The sequence below is a fragment of the Streptomyces lateritius genome (genome assembly GCF_014649715.1).
Lineage (GTDB): Bacteria > Actinomycetota > Actinomycetes > Streptomycetales > Streptomycetaceae > Streptomyces > Streptomyces lateritius.
Map to the genome: position 1 here is coordinate 124,139 of NZ_BMTO01000015.1, position 18,988 is coordinate 143,126.

19 protein-coding genes, 1 tRNA gene and 1 pseudogene are annotated in these 18,988 nt (G+C 70.9%); 9 read left to right on the plus strand and 12 right to left on the minus strand.

Going from position 1 to position 18,988, the window contains the following annotated elements:
- Window positions 1–60: 60 nt before the first annotated feature.
- Window positions 61–921 carry a hypothetical protein gene (locus IE136_RS27505; RefSeq protein ID WP_189601707.1) on the plus strand — a complete coding sequence of 287 codons (861 nt, stop codon included), beginning with the start codon at window positions 61–63 and terminating at the stop codon, window positions 919–921.
- Window positions 922–958: 37 nt separating this feature from the next.
- Window positions 959–1,138: pseudogene (locus tag IE136_RS36845) on the plus strand (transposase); the annotation flags it as partial.
- A gap of 237 nt (window positions 1,139–1,375) precedes the next feature.
- Here the strand turns inward: IE136_RS36845 and IE136_RS27515 are convergent.
- Both IE136_RS27515 and IE136_RS27520 read right to left on the minus strand, forming a co-directional pair.
- Complete coding sequence (locus IE136_RS27515) at window positions 1,376–1,852, minus strand: GNAT family N-acetyltransferase (RefSeq protein ID WP_158988883.1); 477 nt, start codon at window positions 1,850–1,852, stop codon at window positions 1,376–1,378.
- A gap of 19 nt (window positions 1,853–1,871) precedes the next feature.
- A complete protein-coding gene (locus IE136_RS27520) occupies window positions 1,872–2,792 on the minus strand; it encodes an aminoglycoside phosphotransferase family protein (protein WP_189601744.1) in 921 nt (306 codons plus the stop codon).
- A gap of 133 nt (window positions 2,793–2,925) precedes the next feature.
- Here IE136_RS27520 and IE136_RS27525 point away from each other — a divergent pair, with 133 nt between their 5' ends.
- Window positions 2,926–4,317: an NAD(P)/FAD-dependent oxidoreductase gene (locus IE136_RS27525; protein ID WP_189601708.1), complete on the plus strand. Its 1,392-nt coding sequence runs from the start codon at window positions 2,926–2,928 to the stop codon at window positions 4,315–4,317.
- An 83-nt stretch (window positions 4,318–4,400) separates the two neighbouring features.
- Here IE136_RS27525 and IE136_RS27530 read toward each other — a convergent pair.
- Window positions 4,401–4,474: transfer RNA gene (locus tag IE136_RS27530), tRNA-Thr, on the minus strand.
- 182 nt (window positions 4,475–4,656) lie between these two features.
- Here IE136_RS27530 and IE136_RS27535 point away from each other — a divergent pair.
- The 3 genes from IE136_RS27535 (at window position 4,657) to IE136_RS27545 (ending at window position 7,201) form a co-directional block, all read left to right on the plus strand.
- Window positions 4,657–5,754: an ABC transporter ATP-binding protein gene (locus IE136_RS27535; RefSeq protein ID WP_158988879.1), complete on the plus strand. Its 1,098-nt coding sequence runs from the start codon at window positions 4,657–4,659 to the stop codon at window positions 5,752–5,754.
- A gap of 221 nt (window positions 5,755–5,975) precedes the next feature.
- Window positions 5,976–6,389, plus strand: coding sequence for a hypothetical protein (locus IE136_RS27540; RefSeq protein ID WP_158988877.1), 414 nt, complete (start codon window positions 5,976–5,978; stop codon window positions 6,387–6,389).
- A gap of 95 nt (window positions 6,390–6,484) precedes the next feature.
- Window positions 6,485–7,201 carry a nucleotidyltransferase family protein gene (locus IE136_RS27545; RefSeq protein ID WP_189601709.1) on the plus strand — a complete coding sequence of 239 codons (717 nt, stop codon included), beginning with the start codon at window positions 6,485–6,487 and terminating at the stop codon, window positions 7,199–7,201.
- Between the two features lie 131 nt (window positions 7,202–7,332).
- Here the strand turns inward: IE136_RS27545 and IE136_RS27550 are convergent, their stop codons facing one another.
- From IE136_RS27550 to IE136_RS27575, 6 genes are all read right to left on the minus strand, one after another.
- The gene (locus tag IE136_RS27550) at window positions 7,333–8,934 is read right to left on the minus strand and encodes a DoxX family protein (protein WP_158988873.1); all 1,602 of its coding nucleotides are present in this window, start codon (window positions 8,932–8,934) and stop codon (window positions 7,333–7,335) included.
- 164 nt (window positions 8,935–9,098) lie between these two features.
- Window positions 9,099–10,061 carry a 23S rRNA (guanosine(2251)-2'-O)-methyltransferase RlmB gene (gene rlmB, locus IE136_RS27555; RefSeq protein ID WP_158988871.1) on the minus strand — a complete coding sequence of 321 codons (963 nt, stop codon included), beginning with the start codon at window positions 10,059–10,061 and terminating at the stop codon, window positions 9,099–9,101.
- Window positions 10,062–10,182: 121 nt separating this feature from the next.
- Window positions 10,183–11,583, minus strand: coding sequence for a cysteine--tRNA ligase (gene cysS / locus IE136_RS27560; RefSeq protein ID WP_158988869.1), 1,401 nt, complete (start codon window positions 11,581–11,583; stop codon window positions 10,183–10,185).
- Window positions 11,584–11,647: 64 nt separating this feature from the next.
- Window positions 11,648–12,184: a 2-C-methyl-D-erythritol 2,4-cyclodiphosphate synthase gene (ispF, locus tag IE136_RS27565; protein ID WP_229819209.1), complete on the minus strand. Its 537-nt coding sequence runs from the start codon at window positions 12,182–12,184 to the stop codon at window positions 11,648–11,650.
- Window positions 12,174–12,923 (minus strand): 2-C-methyl-D-erythritol 4-phosphate cytidylyltransferase, encoded by a 750-nt coding sequence (ispD, locus tag IE136_RS27570; protein WP_158988867.1) that lies wholly within the window; start codon window positions 12,921–12,923, stop codon window positions 12,174–12,176. The genes ispF and ispD overlap by 11 nt, the downstream gene beginning before the upstream one ends.
- A 365-nt stretch (window positions 12,924–13,288) precedes the next feature.
- Window positions 13,289–13,771 carry a CarD family transcriptional regulator gene (locus tag IE136_RS27575; protein ID WP_003953493.1) on the minus strand — a complete coding sequence of 161 codons (483 nt, stop codon included), beginning with the start codon at window positions 13,769–13,771 and terminating at the stop codon, window positions 13,289–13,291.
- Between the two features lie 610 nt (window positions 13,772–14,381).
- Between IE136_RS27575 and IE136_RS27580 the strand changes: the two genes are divergently transcribed.
- A complete protein-coding gene (locus IE136_RS27580; RefSeq protein ID WP_158988865.1) occupies window positions 14,382–15,005 on the plus strand; it encodes a DUF461 domain-containing protein in 624 nt (207 codons plus the stop codon).
- A gap of 101 nt (window positions 15,006–15,106) precedes the next feature.
- On the opposite strand, the gene phoP is transcribed toward IE136_RS27580, so the two are convergent.
- A complete protein-coding gene (gene phoP, locus IE136_RS27585) occupies window positions 15,107–15,778 on the minus strand; it encodes a two-component system response regulator PhoP (RefSeq protein ID WP_465270246.1) in 672 nt (223 codons plus the stop codon).
- 5 nt (window positions 15,779–15,783) lie between these two features.
- Complete coding sequence (phoR, locus tag IE136_RS27590) at window positions 15,784–17,064, minus strand: two-component system sensor histidine kinase PhoR (RefSeq protein WP_158988863.1); 1,281 nt, start codon at window positions 17,062–17,064, stop codon at window positions 15,784–15,786.
- A 263-nt stretch (window positions 17,065–17,327) separates the two neighbouring features.
- Here phoR and phoU point away from each other — a divergent pair, with 263 nt between their 5' ends.
- Entirely contained in the window at window positions 17,328–18,008 is a 681-nt protein-coding gene (gene phoU / locus IE136_RS27595) for a phosphate signaling complex protein PhoU (RefSeq protein WP_158988861.1), read from the plus strand.
- Window positions 18,009–18,151: 143 nt separating this feature from the next.
- Window positions 18,152–18,301, plus strand: coding sequence for a hypothetical protein (locus IE136_RS27600; protein WP_189601710.1), 150 nt, complete (start codon window positions 18,152–18,154; stop codon window positions 18,299–18,301).
- Window positions 18,302–18,362: 61 nt separating this feature from the next.
- Here IE136_RS27600 and IE136_RS27605 read toward each other — a convergent pair whose 3' ends face one another.
- Complete coding sequence (locus IE136_RS27605) at window positions 18,363–18,830, minus strand: GNAT family N-acetyltransferase (protein WP_189601711.1); 468 nt, start codon at window positions 18,828–18,830, stop codon at window positions 18,363–18,365.
- Window positions 18,831–18,988 lie beyond the last annotated feature (158 nt).

Consider the following 18,988-nt stretch of genomic DNA (forward strand, 5'->3'; position numbering starts at 1 on the left):
GGACCGAGCACTTCCCCGGCCACGCCCACGGAGTGACCCAGGCGTCCCTACAGTGGGGCGGTGACCTCACGGACCACTTCCGCGCTCGTACTTCACGGAGCTCTCGGGCAGCGCGCCCGGCTGCGCTCGGGGGAGCTGCTGCTCCAGTCGAGGAGGGAACTCCGGCGGATACCCGTGGCGGCGATCGAGCGTGTGGTGGTCCGCGGACCCCGCGGGCGCACGCTCGCCGTCGTCCTGACCGGGCAGGAGCCGGTCGCGGCGCGGACCCACTCGTTGACCTCCCTCAGGCCCACCGCGGTGAAACGCTTCGCCGCCGTCCTGTGCGCGGCGCTGCCGGTGCGCGACGGGGCCGAGCTGAGCCGTTCCGGCTCGCCGCCGGTCACTGTCGAGCCGCTGGAACGCCGGGGCCGTCCCGCCGTTCAGTCCGGCTCGGTCGTAGCCGTCGCGTTCTGCCTGGTGATGGCGGCACTGCTGGTCACCCGGTCCTGGGGCGGGGCTTTCTGCTGGGTGTTCGTCCCGATGCTGGTCGGCGCCGGAGTCTCGTTGGCCGAGGTCGGCTGGAAACCCGTCCGGGAGGGCTGGATCCTGGCCGTGCGCGGGATCACGGTCGACGGGCGCCGGAAGAACTCGGGGGCCATCGACGCGGGAGACGTCGACGCGTCGTACGTCTACCTGTTCACCGACGCCGAAGGGGTACCGCGCGTGTACCGGGGCTCGAACGGGGGCCGCGACGAGGAGGAGATCGTCTACGATCCGCGGAACCCGGGACTCAACCAGCTGCGACGCCGCAACGCCGCGCAGTTCGCCGCCGGGCTGACCTTCCTGCTCCTCCTCGTCCTTCCCCTGCTGGGGAGCGGCACGGCCCTCGCCCTGGCGGCGCTCGCCGACCTGTTCGGCCTCTGGTCGTACGCCGCGCTCTAGAAGGCGCCTTTCCGATCATCGGATCGCTGGTCCGGTCGTGAGGGGGACTTCTGACGCCGCGTGGGCGGTGATCGCGCCGTTGCTGCCCACTGGGGGGCCGGCCTCGCGGCCGGTGGCGGGATCAACGCCAGGTCCTGGAGACATCGTGTTCACGTTCCGCACCGGCCTGCCCTGGAAGGACCTGTCCGAACGGTTCAGCCCCCGGCAGACCGTCCACGGACGGTTCCGCCCGGTGGGCCGCCGACGGGCACCTTCGGCCGCCTCCCGGGCAGCGGCCCAGACACGGACGGAGGTGGAACGGCCGGTCGCGATCGGCTTCACGAGCGAGCGAGCTCCCCCGCACACGGCTGCCCAAGGGGGCTCGAAGAACGCGGCCTCGGACGCTCCCGCCGCGGACCGACCGGCACACTCCACCTCGCCTGCGACGGACCCGGCCGGCCCCCGGCCTTCCTCGTCACGGCGCGCTCCCCAGCGACGCCAACGCCTCGTCGGTCAGCCGGTACACCGTCCACTCGTCCTGCGGCCTCGCGCCCAACGACTTGTAGAAGTTGATCGACGGGGTGTTCCAGTCCAGGACGGACCACTCCAGACGTTCGTACCCCCGCTCCACGCAGATCCGCGCCAGCTCCCGCAGCAGCGCCTTCCCGTGTCCGCCGCCCCGCCTCGACGGGCGTACGTACAGGTCCTCCAGGTAGATCCCATGGACCCCGCGCCACGTCGAGAAGTTCAGGAACCACAGCGCGAAGCCCACCACCTCGCCCTCGTCCGTCTCCGCGATGTGGGCGAACGCCGCCGGGCGCTCGCCGAACAGGGCCTCGCGGAGCTGCTCCTCGGTCGCGCGTACCTCGTCCAGCGCCTTCTCGTACTCGGCGAGCTCGCGGACCATCGCGTGAATGACAGGGACATCGGCAGATGTGGCGTTACGAATCATGGGACCAGCCTGCACCCCCTCAGGACGACCGTGCCAGGAGCGTCCGCGCGATGGACACCTGTTCCTCGTCCAAGGCGTCCTCGCCGTCCTCCACATCCCACAGGCCGTTCTGCAGCACCCGCCCCAGCGTCCACGCCACCGCCCGCCCCCGATCGAGCCCCAGCACCTCCGTCATCAGGTCGAAGCGCCACAACGTCTCCGCCGGTTCCCGAGCGGAATCGCTCGTCAGCGCCGGCAGCAGATCGAACCCCGGGTCCCCCGCCAGCGGCTTCGGATCGATCGCCAGCCACGGCTCGCGTTCGGCCGCCAGGACGTTGTCGACGTGCAGATCCCAGTGGAGCAGCCGGTCCCCCGGCTCGCCCACCACCTCCCGTACCGCCGCCGCGCAGTCCCTCAGCACCGCCGCGTCCCGCGCGCCGAGCCGTACCGCCGCCCCCGGGACGTCCTCCAGCATCCTCGCCGCGATGTCACCCAGTCCCCGCAGGCCCTCCGGCGCCGGAACCGCCACCAGCCGGGCCAGCAGTTCCGCCATGATCCGCGTCGCCTCCCGCGGGTCCCCCAGCGCCGACAGGTGCCGCGTCTCGTCGAGACGCTCGAGCAGCAGCGTCCCCGTCTCGGGATCCTCGTCCAGGAGACGTACGGCCCCTCGGCCGTCCCACGCCCGCAGACCGACGGCCTCACCCGCGCTCTCCTCGTCCAGGAGCTGCATCTTCAACGCGGCCCGCACACCGTCGGAGGTCCGGATCACCGGCAGCACCAGCGACGCCACCCCGTACATCGAAGGCCCGGTCCGCCGCAGCCCCCAGCGATCCAGAAAACGCGCGGCCAGCCCGGGCAGCGCCGCGACGAACGCACGGCCCGCGTCACCGTTGTACCGCGCCTGCGACTTGGCGAGCTCCTCCGGGACCCGGACCGCGCCTGCCCCGACCTCAGCATCCACCTCGGCATCCACACCCGCGAGGCTAGACACCCACGCCCTCCGACGCCCCTGAGAAACAGGCCTCGTCGGACACCGCCCGATCCAGTACCCTCCCGCCCACGCACCCCGGAGTGATCAGAGGGACAGAGGACACATGAGCAGCACCGTCAACGGCGGCATATCGTTCTGGTACGCACAGGAAGGCACCCCCGCCCCCCGCGAGCCGCTGCCCGGGGACACCACCGCCGACGTCTGCATCGTCGGCGCCGGCTACACCGGCCTGTGGACCGCCTACTACCTCAAGAAGGCCGTCCCCTTCCTCAACATCACCGTCCTCGAAGCCAAGTTCTGCGGCTACGGCGCCTCCGGCCGCAACGGCGGGTGGCTCTACAACGGCATCGCCGGCCGCGACCGCTACGCCAAGCTCCACGGCCACGACGCGGCCGTCCGCCTCCAGCAGGCCATGAACGACACCGTCACCGAAGTGATCCGCGTCGCGGCCGACGAAGGCATCGACGCCGACATCCATCGGGGCGGCGTCCTCGAGATCGCCCACTCCCCCGCCCAACTCACCCGCCTCAAGGCCTTCCACGCCGCCGAGATCGCCTTCGGCGAGAAGGAGCGCGAACTCTACGGCGCCCGCGAAACCGCCGACCGCATCCGCGTCTCCGGCGCCGTCGGCTCCAGCTGGACCCCGCACGGCGCCCGCCTGCACCCCGTCAAACTCGTCAAGGGCCTCGCGGCCGCCGTCGAGGCCCTCGGCGTCACCCTCCACGAGTCGACCCCCGTCACCGAGATCAAGCCGAAGCACGCGATCACCCCGTACGGCACCGTCCGCGCGCCGTACATCCTGCGCTGCACCGAGGGCTTCACCGCCTCCCTCGCCGGCCAGCGCCGCACCTGGCTCCCCATGAACTCCTCCATGATCGCCACCGAGCCGCTCACCGACGCCCAATGGGAGTCCATCGGCTGGAACGGCCTCGAAACCCTCGGCGACATGGCCCACGCCTACATGTACGCGCAGCGCACCGCCGACGGCCGCATCGCCCTCGGCGGCCGCGGCGTCCCCTACCGCTACGGCTCCCGCACCGACAACGACGGCCGCACGCAGCCGCAGACGGTCGAAGCCCTGCGCGAGATCCTCATCCGCTTCTTCCCCACCCTGGCCGGCGTCCCCATCGCCCATGCCTGGTCCGGCGTCCTCGGCGTCCCCCGCGACTGGTGCGCCACCGTGACCCTCGACCGCTCCACCGGCCTGGGCTGGGCCGGCGGCTACGTCGGCTCCGGCGTCGCCACCACCAACCTCGCCGCCCGCACCCTGCGCGACCTGATCCAGCAGGACTCCGGCCAGTCGGGCCCAACCGACCTGACCGGCCTCCCCTGGGTCAACCACAAGGTCCGCAAATGGGAGCCGGAGCCCCTGCGCTGGCTCGGCGTCCAGACGATGTACGCGGCCTACCGCACCGCCGACCACCGCGAATCCACCACCCACACCGCCACGACGGACCGCATCGCCACCCTCGCCGACCGCATCGCGGGCCGCTGACACGGGGAGGAGCACTTCCCGTAGACGTCGGCCGTAGATGTCAAAGACCCCCGACCATGATCGGTCGGGGGTCTTTGCCCTTGAGCCCCCTGTCGGGTTCGAACCGACGACCCCCGCTTTACAAGAGCGGTGCTCTGGCCAGCTGAGCTAAGGAGGCAGCGAGTGCAGTGTAACCAACGCCCGCCCCGCCCAGGTCGGAAATCTCACCCGCCCTGGACTGCTGACAGATCCCCGACGGCCAGGTAGCGTCACGGGGAGTTCACCTAGGTGGACTAGACCTCAATCCTTCCTTTACTCGGATCGTCCGGCACGTTCCTGCCGGTGAAGGGACACATCACCATGGCTTCTGTCACGTTCGACAAGGCGACCCGGCTCTACCCGGGGTCCGACAAGCCCGCCGTCGACCAGCTCGAGATCGAGATCGAGGACGGCGAGTTCCTCGTCCTCGTCGGGCCCTCCGGCTGCGGAAAGTCGACCTCCCTGCGCATGCTCGCCGGGCTGGAGGACGTCAACGGCGGCTCCATCCGCATCGGTGACCGCGACGTCACGCACCTGCCGCCGAAGGACCGGGACATCGCCATGGTGTTCCAGAACTACGCGCTGTACCCGCACATGACCGTCGCCGACAACATGGGCTTCGCCCTCAAGATCGCCGGCGTCAACAAGGCCGAGATCCGCGCCAAGGTCGAAGAGGCCGCGAAGATCCTCGACCTCACCCCGTACCTCGACCGCAAGCCGAAGGCGCTCTCCGGCGGTCAGCGTCAGCGTGTCGCCATGGGGCGCGCCATCGTGCGTGAGCCGCAGGTCTTCCTCATGGACGAGCCGCTGTCGAACCTCGACGCCAAGCTGCGCGTCTCGACCCGTACGCAGATCGCGAGCCTGCAGCGCCGGCTCGGCATCACCACCGTCTACGTCACCCACGACCAGGTCGAGGCCCTCACCATGGGCGACCGCGTGGCCGTGCTCAAGGACGGTCTGCTCCAGCAGGTCGACTCGCCGCGCAACATGTACGACCGTCCGGCCAACCTCTTCGTCGCCGGCTTCATCGGCTCCCCCGCCATGAACCTGGTCGAGGTCCCGATCACCGACGGTGGCGTGAAGTTCGGCAACAGCGTCGTCCCGGTCTCCCGTGACGCGCTGTCCGCGGCCTCCGCCAAGGGCGACACGACCGTCACGGTCGGCATCCGCCCCGAGCACTTCGACGTCTCGGGCGCCACCAGCAAGGAGGGCCTGGCCGTCTCCGTGAACGTCGTCGAGGAGCTCGGCGCCGACGGTTACGTCTACGGCTCCTCGCGCGTCGGCGGCGAGGACAAGGACCTGGTCGTCCGCGTCGGTGGCCGTGCCGTGCCGGAGAAGGGCTCCACGCTGCACGTCGTCCCGCGCGCGGACGAGCTGCACGTCTTCTCCACCTCGACGGGCGAGCGCCTCACCCGCTGACCGGGGCACCCCCACCGCGTCCCTACGGCTCCGCATCTGTTGCAGATGCGGAGCCGTTCGCGTAGCCCCGACCCATGTCGACAACTACCCCGGCAGATCGACCAATTCGGACACCGCCCGAGGCCCGGCGTCAACACGGAATTCGAAAAGTCGCCTCGAACCATCCCCCGGGAGGGTGACTAAATGTCGCCATATCTTCACCGACCGCTACGCTCGCCTGCGTGACGCACACTGCCCGCCGTATCGGCCGCTCTCTCGCTCTCGTCCTGCCCGTCGTCCTGGTGCTCTCCGGCACGCTCGCGGTGTCCGCGGTGCCGTGGGCCGGCCAGTCCTCCGGGACCCAGATGCTCACCGCATCCTCCAAGGACGTCTCCGCCCCCGCCAAGTCCCGTGCCCCGCAGGATATTCTGCGCGACCGGCTCCTCGCAGAACTTCAGGAGAAGGACCCCGGAACGGCTCTCACCCACCTCCAGCGCGAGGTCGAGAACCGCCCGTCGCTCGCCAAGCACTGCATGTCCATCGCGCGCGCCCTCGGCCGCGCCGCCGTGCAGCACTACGGCCCCGCCCGCGCCCAGTCCTACTCCCGCCCCGTCTGCGACACCTCGTTCGCGACCGGTGTGATGTACGCGAGCTGAGTCCCGAGCCGCATCGCAGCTGGACACCTGCTGACACCCGAGCGGACTCACGACACTGAGCGCCCGCACCGCGGGGTACGCATATCGTTCGCGCTATGCATACCTTCCCGACGCAGGCCGTGGTCCTGGCGGGCGGCCAGGGCTCGCGCCTGCGCCCGTACACCGACGACCGCCCCAAGCCGATGGTCGAGATCCCGGGCACCGGGACCCCGATCATCGGCCATCAGCTTTCCTGGCTCGCCTCCGAGGGCGTCACGGACGCCGTCGTGTCCTGCGGCCATCTCGCCGAGGTGCTCCAGGACTGGCTGGCGGACGCCGACCTGCCGCTGCGCGTGACCACCGTCGTCGAGTCGGAGCCGCTCGGCCGTGGCGGCGGCCTCAAGTACGCCGCCGCGCACCTGCCTCAGCCCGCCCAGCCCTGGTACGCCACCAACGGCGACATCTGGACCCGTTTCTCCCTGCGTGAGATGGCCGAGTTCCACGCGGAGCGGGCCGCCACCGCCACGCTCGCGCTCGCCCGCCCCCGGATCCCGTGGGGCGCCGTCGAGACCGACACGTTCGGGCACATCACCGACTTCATCGAGTCGCCGCCGTCGCCGTACCTCATCAACGCCGGCGTGTACGTCTTCTCCCCGGAGTTCACGAAGCTGCTCCCGGATCTGGGCGACCACGAGCGCACCACGTTCCCCCAGTTGGCCAGGGACCGTCGCCTGGCGGGCTTCCCGCTGCCCCAGGGGGCCTACTGGCGGGCGATCGACACGGCGAAGGACCTGACCGAGGCGGCCAAGGAGCTGGCGACTCAGGTGGCCTGACAGCCGCCTGACACCCCCTCGTGAGGACGCGTCGCAACGACTCCTCGTACGGCTTCGTACGCCGACACGCATGAGGGAGGGGCCGCACCCCCGTGGGGTGCGGCCCCTCCCTCGTCGGTGCCGTACGGGCGTCAGCCCAGCAGGCCGCCGATCGGGTTCCGGTTGGCGCCGCCGGTCGAGCCGCCGTCCGAGGAGCCGCCGGTGGTCGAGCCCGAGCCGCCCGAGCCGCCGGATCCGCCGGTCGTGCCGCCCGTGCTGGTCGGGCCCGAGCCGGTGGACGGCGGGGGCGCGGGCCGGGACTCGGCCGGGGTACGCCTGGTGCCGGTGCCCTGGGTGGCGGTGGGGCGGCTCTCCTCGGTCCGGCCGGTCTCCCGTGCGCTCTCGCGCGGTGAGGCCGGGCTGTCGTCCTCGGGTTCGCCGCTCGCGCCGGTCGTCGCCGACGGCTTGGGCGGTGTGGAGGCCGACCGGGACGGCGGCTGCGAGCCGGGCTCCTTCGGGAGCGTCCGGCCGGGGAGGTGGTTGATCGGGTCGTCGTTGGGGCCGGGGACGGTGACCATCTCGGTGGACCGTACGGCACCGCCGAGCATGGAGCCGACGAGCAGCGTGAGGCCGACGACGACGGAGGTGACGAGCGCGCCGCGGCGCAGCACACGGCGGCGCAGCTCCCACAGCTCGGAGCGGGGCCCGAGGGTCCGCCAGGCCTCGCCGGCCAGGCGGCCGTCGAGGGAGTAGACGGGGGCGCCGGCGATGATCAGCGGCGACCAGGCGGCGAGGAAGATGATGTCGGGGGCGTCGTAGACGGGGACGGACTTCCAGCTGACGGTCAGGATCATCGCGGCGGAGAGCAGGGCGCCGATGACCGCGGCGACCCGCTGCCAGAGTCCGAAAACGGTGAGGACGCCGACGACGACCTGGAGGAAGGCGACGGTCAGGCCGGCGCCGACGGGGTGCTGGAGGGCGAAGTCGCGCAGGGGCTCGGCGAGCGCCCAGGGGTGCAGCGAGTTGAGCCACTTGACCATGGAGCCGCGTTCGCCGCCGTCGAAGTAGACGGGGTCGCAGAGCTTGCCCATGCCGGCGTAGATGGAGATGAAGCCGAGGAAGACGCGGAGCGGGAGGAGCACCACGCCGAGGTTCATCCGGCGGCCGGGGTAGTAGGCGTGCCGGACCGGGTCGGCGCCGTGGCGGTGCGTCCGGGCGCTCTCGTCCTCGCCGTCTCCGTTCCCGTCACCGTAGGACTCGTCGTACGGACCGGCGTAGCGCGCGTCGTACGGCTCCTCGTGCGGCTGGTGGTCGTAGGCGCCTTCGGCGCGCCGCATCGGGGGCAGCAGCGGTACGCCGGCGGGGACGACCGGGGTCGCCCTCGTGTCGCCGATGCGCGGGATCGCCTGGGTGGCGCCGGCGTCGAGGGGCGAGAGGTGTGCCGGGGGTTCGAGGGTGGAGACGGAGGACTCCCGTACGGCCTGGAGGAGCCCGGTGGCACCGGGGTCGCCGGGCGCGGACCGTCCGGTCCATACGACGGGGCGGCGGCGCCCCGCGGTCGCGCCCGCGGCGGCTCCGGCGAGGGCGGAGCCGCGGGGGGCGGCGGAGAACTTCGGCTGCTGGGCCGGCGCGAGCCGCACACGGAAGCTGGCGTGGTTCACGATGACCTGCGCGGGGTCGGAAGCCACTTTGACCATGCTCAGCGCGGGCTGATCGTCGATCCCCGGCCGGGGCGTTCTGGTGTCCACACTCATCTAACCGAGTGACGCGGGATTAGGACACTGCCTTGACGGGCTCGGAATGTCCGAGACCCGTCAAGATCGCGTGATAGGTGAAAGGGCCCAGCTCAGCGAGGTGGGCCCTTCCCTTTGTCCTGCCGCTCGTCCGCCGCTCGTCCCGCTGCGGGGCGGCGGAGGGGTCAGCGCCTGGTGCGGCGGCGGGCGACCTCGTAGAGGACGATGCCGGCGGCGACGCCGGCGTTCAGCGACTCGGCGCCGCCCGGCATGGAGATGCGGACGCGGTAGTCGCAGGTCTCGCCGACGAGACGGCCCAGGCCCTTGCCCTCGCTGCCGATGACGATGACGACCGGGCCGTCGAGCGCCTCCAGGTCCTCGACCGTGTGCTCGCCGTCGGCGGCGAGGCCGACGACGGTCAGGCCTTCCTTCTGGAAACCTTCCAGGGCCCGGGTCAGGTTGGTGACGCGGGAGACCGGGGTACGGGCGGCGGTGCCGGCCGAGGACTTCCAGGCGCCGGCGGTCATGCCGGCCGCGCGCCGCTCGGGGACGACGACGCCGTGGCCGCCGAAGGCGGAGACGGAGCGGACGATCGCGCCGAGGTTGCGGGGGTCGGTGACGCCGTCGAGGGCCACGATCAGCGGGTCCTCGTGGGCGTCGTAGGCGGCGGCCGTGAGGTCCTCGGGGTGGGCGTACTCGTAGGGCGGGACCTGGAGGACGAGGCCCTGGTGGTTGAGCCCGTTGGTCATCCGGTCCAGCTCCTGGCGGGGAGCCTCCATCAGGTTGATGTTGCCGCGGTCGCCGGCGAGCTTGAGGACGTCACGTACGCGCTCGTCGTTGTCGATGAACTGCTGCACGTAGAGCGTGGTCGCCGGAACGCCGTCACGCAGGGCCTCGAAGACCGGGTTGCGGCCGACGACCATCTCGGACGTGCCCTTGGGGCCGCCGCGGCGGGGCGCGGGGCGGCGTGCGGCGGCGTGCTTGGCCTGGGCGGCGGCGATGCGGTTCTTCTTGTGACCCTTGCGGGCGGAGGCGGGCGGCGTGGGGCCCTTGCCCTCGAGGCCCTTGCGCCGCTGGCCACCGCTGCCGACCGTCGCGCCCTTCTTGTTGGACGTGCGACGGTTCCTGCGCTGGCTGTTCCCGGCCATGACTACCTATTCCTGTCGATCTCCGATCTACCTGTAGCTGTAGATCTCGTACACAAGTCTGTATGTGAAGTGTGCCGCCCGGCTCGCCGAGCGGCACATCCGTGCGGTCTCCCGCGGGCGCTCAGCGGGTGCCGAGCGTCCAGCGGGGGCCGTCCGGGCTGTCCTCGATGGAGAGGCCGGACTGGGTGAGCTGGTCGCGGATCGCGTCCGCCGTCGTCCAGTCCTTGCGCTCCCGTGCCGACTCGCGCTGCTGGAGCACGAGCCGTACGAGCGTGTCGACGACGCCGTGGAGCTCCTCGCCGCGGTCGGTCTCCTCGGCCCAGTGCGGGTCGAGGGGGTCCAGGCCGAGAACGCCGAGCATGGCGCGGACCTCGGCGAGGCGGGCGATGGCGTCGTCCTTGTCGTCGGCGGCGAGCGCCGCGTTCCCCTGCCGGACGGTGGTGTGGATGATCGCGAGCGCCTGCGGGACGCCGAGGTCGTCGTCCATGGCGTCGGCGAAGGCGGGCGGCACCTCGGTGGCGGGCGGGACGGTCTTGCCGGCCTTCTCGGTGACGCGCTGGACGAAGCCCTCGATGCGCGCGAACGCGGACTCGGCCTCGCGCAGCGACTCCTCGCTGTATTCGATCATCGAGCGGTAGTGGGGAGTGCCCAGGTAGTAGCGCAGGACGATGGGGCGCCAGTTCTTGACCATCTCGGAGACGAGCACCGAGTTGCCGAGCGACTTCGACATCTTCTCGCCACTCATGGTGACCCAGGCGTTGTGCACCCAGTACGAGGCGAAGTCGTCGCCGAAGGCCTTGGCCTGGGCGATCTCGTTCTCGTGGTGAGGGAAGATCAGGTCGAGGCCGCCGCCGTGGATGTCGAAGGCCGAGCCCAGGTACTTGTGGGCCATCGCCGAGCACTCCAGGTGCCAGCCGGGACGGCCGCGGCCCCAGGGCGTCTCCCAGTCGGGCTCGCCCGGCTTGGTCGCCTTCCACATGGCGAAGTCGCGGGGGTCGCGCTTGCCGGTGATGCCCTCCTCGGCGGGCTGGCGCAGGTCGTCGATGTCCTGGTTGGACAGGGACAGGTAGCCGGGGAAGGAGCGCACGTCGAAGTAGACGCTGCCGTCGGCCTCGTAGGCGTGTCCGCGCTCGATGAGGCCGCGCATCATCTCGACCATCTCGGTGACATGGCCGGTGGCGCGGGGCTCGTAGGTGGGCGGGAGGCAACCGAGGGCCTGGTAACCGGAGTTGAAGGCGCGCTCGTTCTCGTAGCCGATGGACCACCAGGGACGGCCCTGGTCGGCCGCCTTGGTGATGATCTTGTCGTCGATGTCGGTGACGTTGCGGATGAACGTGACGTCGTAGCCGCGGTACTCGAACCAGCGGCGCATGATGTCGAAGTTCAGCCCCGAACGGATGTGGCCGATGTGCGGGGCGGCCTGGACGGTGGCGCCACAGAGGTAGATCGAGACGTGGCCCGGTGTGAGCGGGGTGAAGTCACGGATCTGCCGGGCGCTGGTGTCGTACAGGCGAATAGTCACCACTCCAGGGTAGTGGGCGTGTGGTAGTGCCCCGCGACCGATTCCCGGTCGCGGGGCGACTTTTTCACGGGGTCGCGCGGACGCGGACCACGAGGGCGGTCGCGACGGCGGCGAGGCCCTCGGCGCGCCCGGTCAGGCCGAGACCGTCGGTCGTGGTGCCGGAGACGGAGACGGGGGCGCCGGCCGCCTCGCTCAGCGCCTTCTGCGCCTCGTCGCGGCGCTTGCCGACCTTCGGGCGGACGCCGATGACCTGGACGGCGACGTTGCCGATCTCGTACCCCTCGGCGCGGACGATACGGGCGGCCTCGGCGAGCAGGGTGACGCCGGAGGCGCCGGACCACTCCGGGCGGGAGGTGCCGAAGTGGGCGCCGAGGTCGCCGATGCCGGCGGCGGAGAAGAGGGCGTCGCAGGCGGCGTGGGCGGCGACGTCGCCGTCGGAGTGCCCGGCGAGTCCGTATCCGTCGCCGGCGGCCTCGTCCCAGAGGAGGCCGGCGCACCACAGTTCGCGGCCCTTCTCGAAGGCGTGGACGTCGGTACCGATGCCGACCTGCGGCATCGGCGTCGGCGTCGGCGTCGGCGTCGCGGGACGATCAGAAGCCATCGTTGGCCCTCCTGCGGGCGAGTACGGCCTCGGCCAGTACGAGATCGAGCGGGCGGGTCACCTTGAACGCCTCCTCGTGACCGGGGACGACCACGACCGGCGCGCCGAGGCGTTCGACCATGCCCGCGTCGTCGGTGGCGCCGTCGCCCGTGAGGGCGATGGTGGCGTGCGCGTTGACGAGGGTGTCATGGTCGAAGCCCTGCGGGGTCTGGACGGCACGCAGCCGGGAGCGCTCCGGAGTGGCGACGACCTGCTCGGGGTCGCCCTTGTGCTCGGCGGGCTCGACCTCCTTGACGGTGTCCGCCAGCGGCAGCGCGGGGACGACGGCGACGGCCCCGTCCCGTACCGCCTCGATGACCGCGTCGACGGTGTCGACGGGAACCAGCGGGCGGGCGGCGTCGTGGACGAGGACGGTGGTGATGCCCTCCGGCAGGGCTTCGAGACCGAGCCGTACGGACTCCTGGCGGGTCTCACCGCCGGGGACGACCAGGTAGTCGGTGCGCTCGGGCAGCGCGTGGGCGTCGAGGAGGTTCTTGACCTCGCCGGCGCCGTCGGAGGGGGCGACCACGACCACGAGGGAGACGGCGCGGGAGGCCGCCATCGCCCGGACGGCGTGGATGAGCATGGGGGTGCCGTTCAGCGCCCGGAGCGCCTTGGGGGCGCCCGGGCCGAGCCGTACGCCCCGGCCGGCAGCGGGAATCACCGCGGCGGTGCGCGCGGGACGCGTTTCGTCTGTCATCGGTTGCACTCCGGCAGGTTTGTTTCCGCGGCCGACATGGGTATGGCCTCAGCGTGCCGGACGCGACGCCTTGACCGGGCCCTTTCCGTGAAACGACGGTCGGGCGTATCGCGCGGCACAGGGGATGCGTGGTCCACGTAGGGCACGAAGGGTGGGGTTGTCCGTCGGTGCCCCGTCGTACGGCTCGCCACGGCGACGGGCACGGCGGAGAGGCCGGACACGGCGCGCAGGGACGGCGGGCGACGAGGGGGCGGCGGGCGACGAGAGGACGACTGAAGGCGGACATGCCGCAGCGCCCGGCGACAGCGCTGTTCACTCACAGCGCGTCAACGGGCACCACGGCATTGCTTCGCATCAGTCGCGAATCAGGACGCGAGGACCTCGTCGAGGAGAGCCTCGGCCTTGTCCTCGTTCGTGTTCTCCGCGAGGGCCAGCTCGCTCACCAGAATCTGCCGAGCCTTGGCGAGCATGCGCTTCTCGCCTGCGGAAAGTCCGCGCTCGCGCTCCCGACGCCACAGGTCGCGGACTACTTCGGCGACCTTGATGACATCGCCGGAGGCGAGCTTCTCGAGATTCGCCTTGTAGCGACGGGACCAGTTCGTGGGCTCTTCGGCGTACGGCGCACGCAGCACCTCGAAGACCCGGTCCAGCCCGTCCTGACCGACCACGTCGCGAACACCGACGAACTCCGCATTGTCCGCCGGCACACGAACCGTCAGGTCGCCCTGGGCGACCTTGAGCACCAAGTAGGTCTTGTCCACGCCTTTGATCTGGCGAGTCTCAATGGCCTCGATCAGCGCGGCCCCGTGATGGGGATAGACCACGGTGTCGCCAACCTTGAACGTCATGTGACAGGTACCCCTTCCGTGGCTATCCAGGGTAACACGGATACGGCTTCTTCTGAATGACGTTTTCGCAGGTCAGGGCATATCTCAGGGCTTGACAACAGCAACGCGAACGTGCTGCGGAGGGCTTCCGGAAGGCGGTATTCGCAGGTCGGAGCGGCTGTACGGACGGAGAGAAACCCATACGTCACACCCACCCGCAGGCCCGAGAAGAAGGAGCGATGTCCCGTTTTGTCGGCTTAGTGGCGGGCATCTTCATGTACTCCGTTCGAGGATCGCTCACCCGTACGGAGGCATCTCGGCCCGAATCCCGAATTGATCACCGAACCGCCCGCGCGGGTTTTTCCGCGGTCCGGGCGGCGGAATGCGCGGACGGCCGCCGAATTGATCAAGACTGTTATGTGAACGGCGGGCCAATGCGTCGCGATCCGGCCATCGCGGCGCTCCCGGACCCCGGACGAGAACGGCGGTGAGGATCGCGCCGCAGGCCGCGCGAGGATCACGCCGAGTGCCCAGGGGGCGAAGGGGCGGGTCGGGTGCGGGACGGAGAGTGCGGCTCGGTAACCTAAGCGCGTCCATCGTCCGTCCGTACGTCCTAGGAGTTGCCGCCGCCGTGAGCCGCAGCCTTCGACGCGGCGCCCTCGCCGCCTCCGCCCTCGTGATCTCGATCGCCTCGCTGGCCGCCTGTGGCGCGGGCAATGACGCTCAGACGCTCGGCGTGCGGCCGGACAACGCCGCCGTCTCGGTGGACGACGTCAAGATCCAGAACGCGATCGTCATCACCCAGCCGGACCCCGGCGCGCAGGGCCCGGCCGTCGTGTCGGCCACGATCTTCAACAACGGCCGTACGCCGCAGACGCTCGACGCGATCACCCTGCCGGGCACGAACGCGAAGGTGCAGCTGAAGGCCGGCGAGGGCAACGGCCCGATCACCGTGCCCGCGAACGGTTCGGTCATCATCGGCGGCAAGGACAACGCCTCCGCGACGATCGAGAACGGCCACGAGGCCGCGAAGAACGGCGACGCGCAGGAGGTCGTCTTCAAACTGAGCAGGACCGGCGAGGTCAAGCTGGACGCGTTCGTCGTCCCGGCGTCCGGCTACTTCAAGGACTTCGGCCCGACCGAGATCCCCAAGCCCCCGGCCGCGAGCCCGACGGGCTCCCCGGCCACGCCCACGGGTGAGGCCGGCCACGGCTCCACCCCGTCGGGCGAGGCGAGCCACGCGGCCGGCCACTGACGTACGCAGGGGGCGCCCCACCGGATCACTCCGGCGGGGCGCCCCTTTCGTTCCGTACGAACGGCCTGCGCGCCTGTCCGCACGGCTTACGACTCGAAGGCTTACGGCTCGAACTTGTAGCCCAGGCCGCGCACCGTCACCAGGTAGCGCGGCGCGCCCGGGTCCGGCTCGATCTTGGCGCGCAGGCGCTTGACGTGCACGTCGAGGGTCTTGGTGTCACCGACGTAGTCCGCGCCCCAGACCCGGTCGATCAGCTGCATACGGGTCAGCACACGGCCCGCGTTCCTCAGCAGCATCTCCAGGAGGTCGAACTCCTTCAGCGGAAGGTCGACCTTGCCGCCCGAGACCGTGACGACGTGACGGTCCACGTCCATGCGGACCGGGCCGGCCTCCAGGGCAGCGGGGGTGACCTCCTCCGGCTCGCCACGGCGGCGCAGGACCGCCCGGATGCGAGCCACCAGCTCCCGCGAGGAGAAGGGCTTGGTCACATAGTCGTCGGCCCCTATTTCCAGGCCGACGACCTTGTCGATCTCGCTGTCCTTGGCGGTCACCATGATGACCGGGACGTTCGAGCGGCCGCGGAGCTGGCGGCAGACCTCGGTGCCGGGCAGGCCGGGCAGCATCAGGTCGAGGAGGACGAGATCCGCTCCGTTGCGCTCGAACTCGTCGAGACCGTCGGGCCCGGTCGCGGCGACCGCGACCTCGAAGCCTTCCTTGCGGAGCATGTACGACAGGGCGTCGCTGAAGGATTCCTCATCCTCGACGACGAGCACTCGGGTCACGGAAGGACCTCCGGGGCAGGGAGCGGTTCGGTCATGAGATCGGGGGTGGGGGAGGCGGGCCGGCGGCGGTCCCGTACGGCGCCCGCCTCGGGCAGCCGCAGGGTGAAGGTGGAGCCCTGACCCTCGGTGCTCCAGACGGTGACCTCCCCGCCGTGCGAGGCGGCCACGTGCTTGACGATGGCCAGGCCCAGACCCGTACCGCCGGTGGCGCGGGAGCGGGCGGGGTCGACGCGGTAGAAGCGCTCGAAGATGCGCTCCTTGTCCTTGTCGGGGATGCCGATGCCCTGGTCGGTGACGGCTATCTCGATGAGATCGCCGCCGGGCGCGGTGATCTTCCGGGCGGCGATGCCGACGCGGGTGCGGGCCGGTGAGTAGTTGACGGCGTTCTCGACGAGGTTGCCGAGAGCGGCGGCGAGCTGACCGCGGCTGCCCCAGACGAACAGGTCGCCGGTTCCGCCCTCCCGTCGCCCACCACCACTCTGATCGGACCCTTCGGGCGACCATACGTTCGATGCCATGGTGATCTGCTTGGTGGAGGCGGTGTGCCGGGACCGGTCGATGGCCTCGGCGACGAGTTCGTCCACCCGTACGGGCTCGGAGTCCTCCAGCGGGTCGTCGTTCTGGACCCGGGAGAGGTCGATGAGCTCCTGCACGAGGTTGGTGAGCCGGGTCGCCTCGATCTGCATACGGCCGGCGAAGCGGGTGACCGCCTCGGGGTCGTCCGAGGCGTCCATGACAGCTTCGGAGAGCAGGGAGAGCGCCCCCGTAGGAGTCTTGAGCTCGTGACTCACGTTGGCGACGAAGTCGCGCCGTACCGCTTCGATACGGCGGGCCTCGGTCAGGTCCTCGACCAGGAGCAGCACCAGGCGGGAGCCGAGCGGAGCGACCCGGGCGGAGACCGCGAGGGCCTCGCCGCGTCCCGTGCCTCGCCGTGGCAGGTCGAGCTCGACCTGCCGTATCTCTCCGTCGCGGCGGGTGTCGCGGGCCATGTTGAGCATGGGCTCCACGGCCAGTTTCCCGCCGCGGACCAGACCGAGGGCGTACGCCGCCGAGCTGGCCTTGACCACCGAGTCGCTCTCGTCGAGGACGACCGCGGAGGAGCGCAGTACGGAGAGCACGGTGTCGACGCCGGGTGGGAGCACGGGGTCGGTGTGCAGAGAGGTACGGGTGGGTCGCGCCTGGTCGCGTTCGCTCCAGCGGAACGCCAGCATGGCGATCACGCCGGTGCACACCCCGGCGATCGCGGCCAATGCGGCGACCGCCGCGTTCACGTCCATGCCATCCAGGTTATGCGGGGTGATGGACACTCTCCCAGCCGTCCGAGTGGCTGCTCGAACAGTCGTCGCCCAGAGTTCACCGTGGGGACGGTGGTGGTTCATTTGACCCGTCGGGGGGCCCGGGGCGCGTCGCCCAGAGTTCACCAAGGGGAAAGAGCTGATTCATATGGGGTGGAGGCGCCTGACTTCTGAACGGCCGACCGTGGGAGCGTGGGGGTCCGAGCCCCACCCGGACCCCGGACGTTTGTGAGAGAGGGACATCGATGCGGGACGCGTACCACGAGGAACTTGACTCGATCGGCGAGGGCCTGGTCGAGATGGCCCGTCTTGTCGGGTCGGCGATCGGGCGCGCCACGACGGCGATGCTCGACGCGGATCTGAAGCTCGCGGAGAGTGTGATCGCGGCGGACCAGAAGGTCGACGATCTGCAGCACGACCTGGAGGCACGTGCGATAGCCCTGCTCGCGCGGCAGCAGCCGGTGGCGACGGATCTGCGGATCGTCGTGACCTCGCTCCGCATGAGCGCGGACCTGGAGCGCTCGGGCGACCTGGCGCAGCACGTGGCGAAGCTGGCGCGGCTGCGGTTCCCGGACACGGCGGTGCCGCGGGACCTGCACGCGACGATCCTGGAGATGGGTCAGCTGGCGCAGCGCCTGATGGCGAAGGCGGCGGAGGTCATCATCACGAAGGACGTCGACCTGGCGCTCCAGCTGGAGCAGGACGACGACGAGATGGACCTGCTGCACCGGACGCTCTTCCAGCACCTGATGGACGACCGCTGGAAGCACGGCATCGAGACGGCGGTCGACGTGACGCTGCTGGGCCGGTATTACGAGCGGTTCGCGGACCACGCGGTGTCGGTGGCCAAGCGCGTGGTGTACCTGGTGACGGGTGAGCACGCGGACGAGCTGCAGCACTCGGACGCGCCGGTGGAAGGGGCGTAGGTCCGAGCGGTCGGGGGCGGTCGGGGCGGTCAGGGGCGTCATCCGCTGGGGGCGGGGGTCGCACTTCTGTGCGCCGTTGATGCGCCCGGCGGGGTGGGCATGGAATGGGGAAAGGCGACGTACGCCTTCGAGGGAGGGACTCCATGGCCGAATCCGCCACCACCGACCCCCAGCGGGAGGCTCCGCGCGACGCGGTCTTCCTGCCCGTTCTCGGCGCCTGCGGGTGCGGCTCGGGCTGCGGCTGCGGCTGCCAGTCCGGCGGGCCGTGCCAGTGCGGGGGCTGTTCGGGCTAGGCAGGAATGCAGGGCGGGGCCCCCGCTCGGGGCCCCGCCCGTCTTCCTCTGCCTGGCTACGTCATACGTCGAGGACGCCGACGGTCTGGCCGCCGCTGGTCTCGCCGGTCTCGCGGAAGCCGAGCTTGCGGTAGAAATCGCCGGGGCCGTCCTCGCCCGGCTCCCAGCTCACGTACATCCGGCTGCCGCCCCTCCCGCGCACCTCGTCACGAACGGCCTCGACGGCGAAACGCCCGTACCCGCTGCCCTGCTTGTCGGCCACGATGTTGAGGCGCCACAGCCCGCTGCGCCGGTCGTCCGGGTCCTTCTTCGGCGCCCACCGGATGTCGATGAAGGCCATCAGGAACCCGACCAGCTGCTCCCCGTCGAAGATCAGCCGTGGCCAGGCGGTGTCCCCGAACGCGTACGCCTCGGCGAGCGAGGTGGAGACGGGTGCGACGTTCTTCTCCTGACGCGGGTGCACGCGCAGCGCGAGCGCGGCGTCCACGTTGTCGGGGGTGATCTTCTCCAGACGGAGCGCAGAGGTCATGCGGCGGACCCTACCGACGGGTTCCGTACCGGTCACACCGTTATTCGCCGGCGACGGCCCCGTCCCGCCGCACTGCCGTGGCGCCCGGCAGTGCGCGGCCCCGCGTCCGGGGACACGGACGAGGCCCCTGCCGGCGAGTCCGCCGGCAGAGGCCTCGA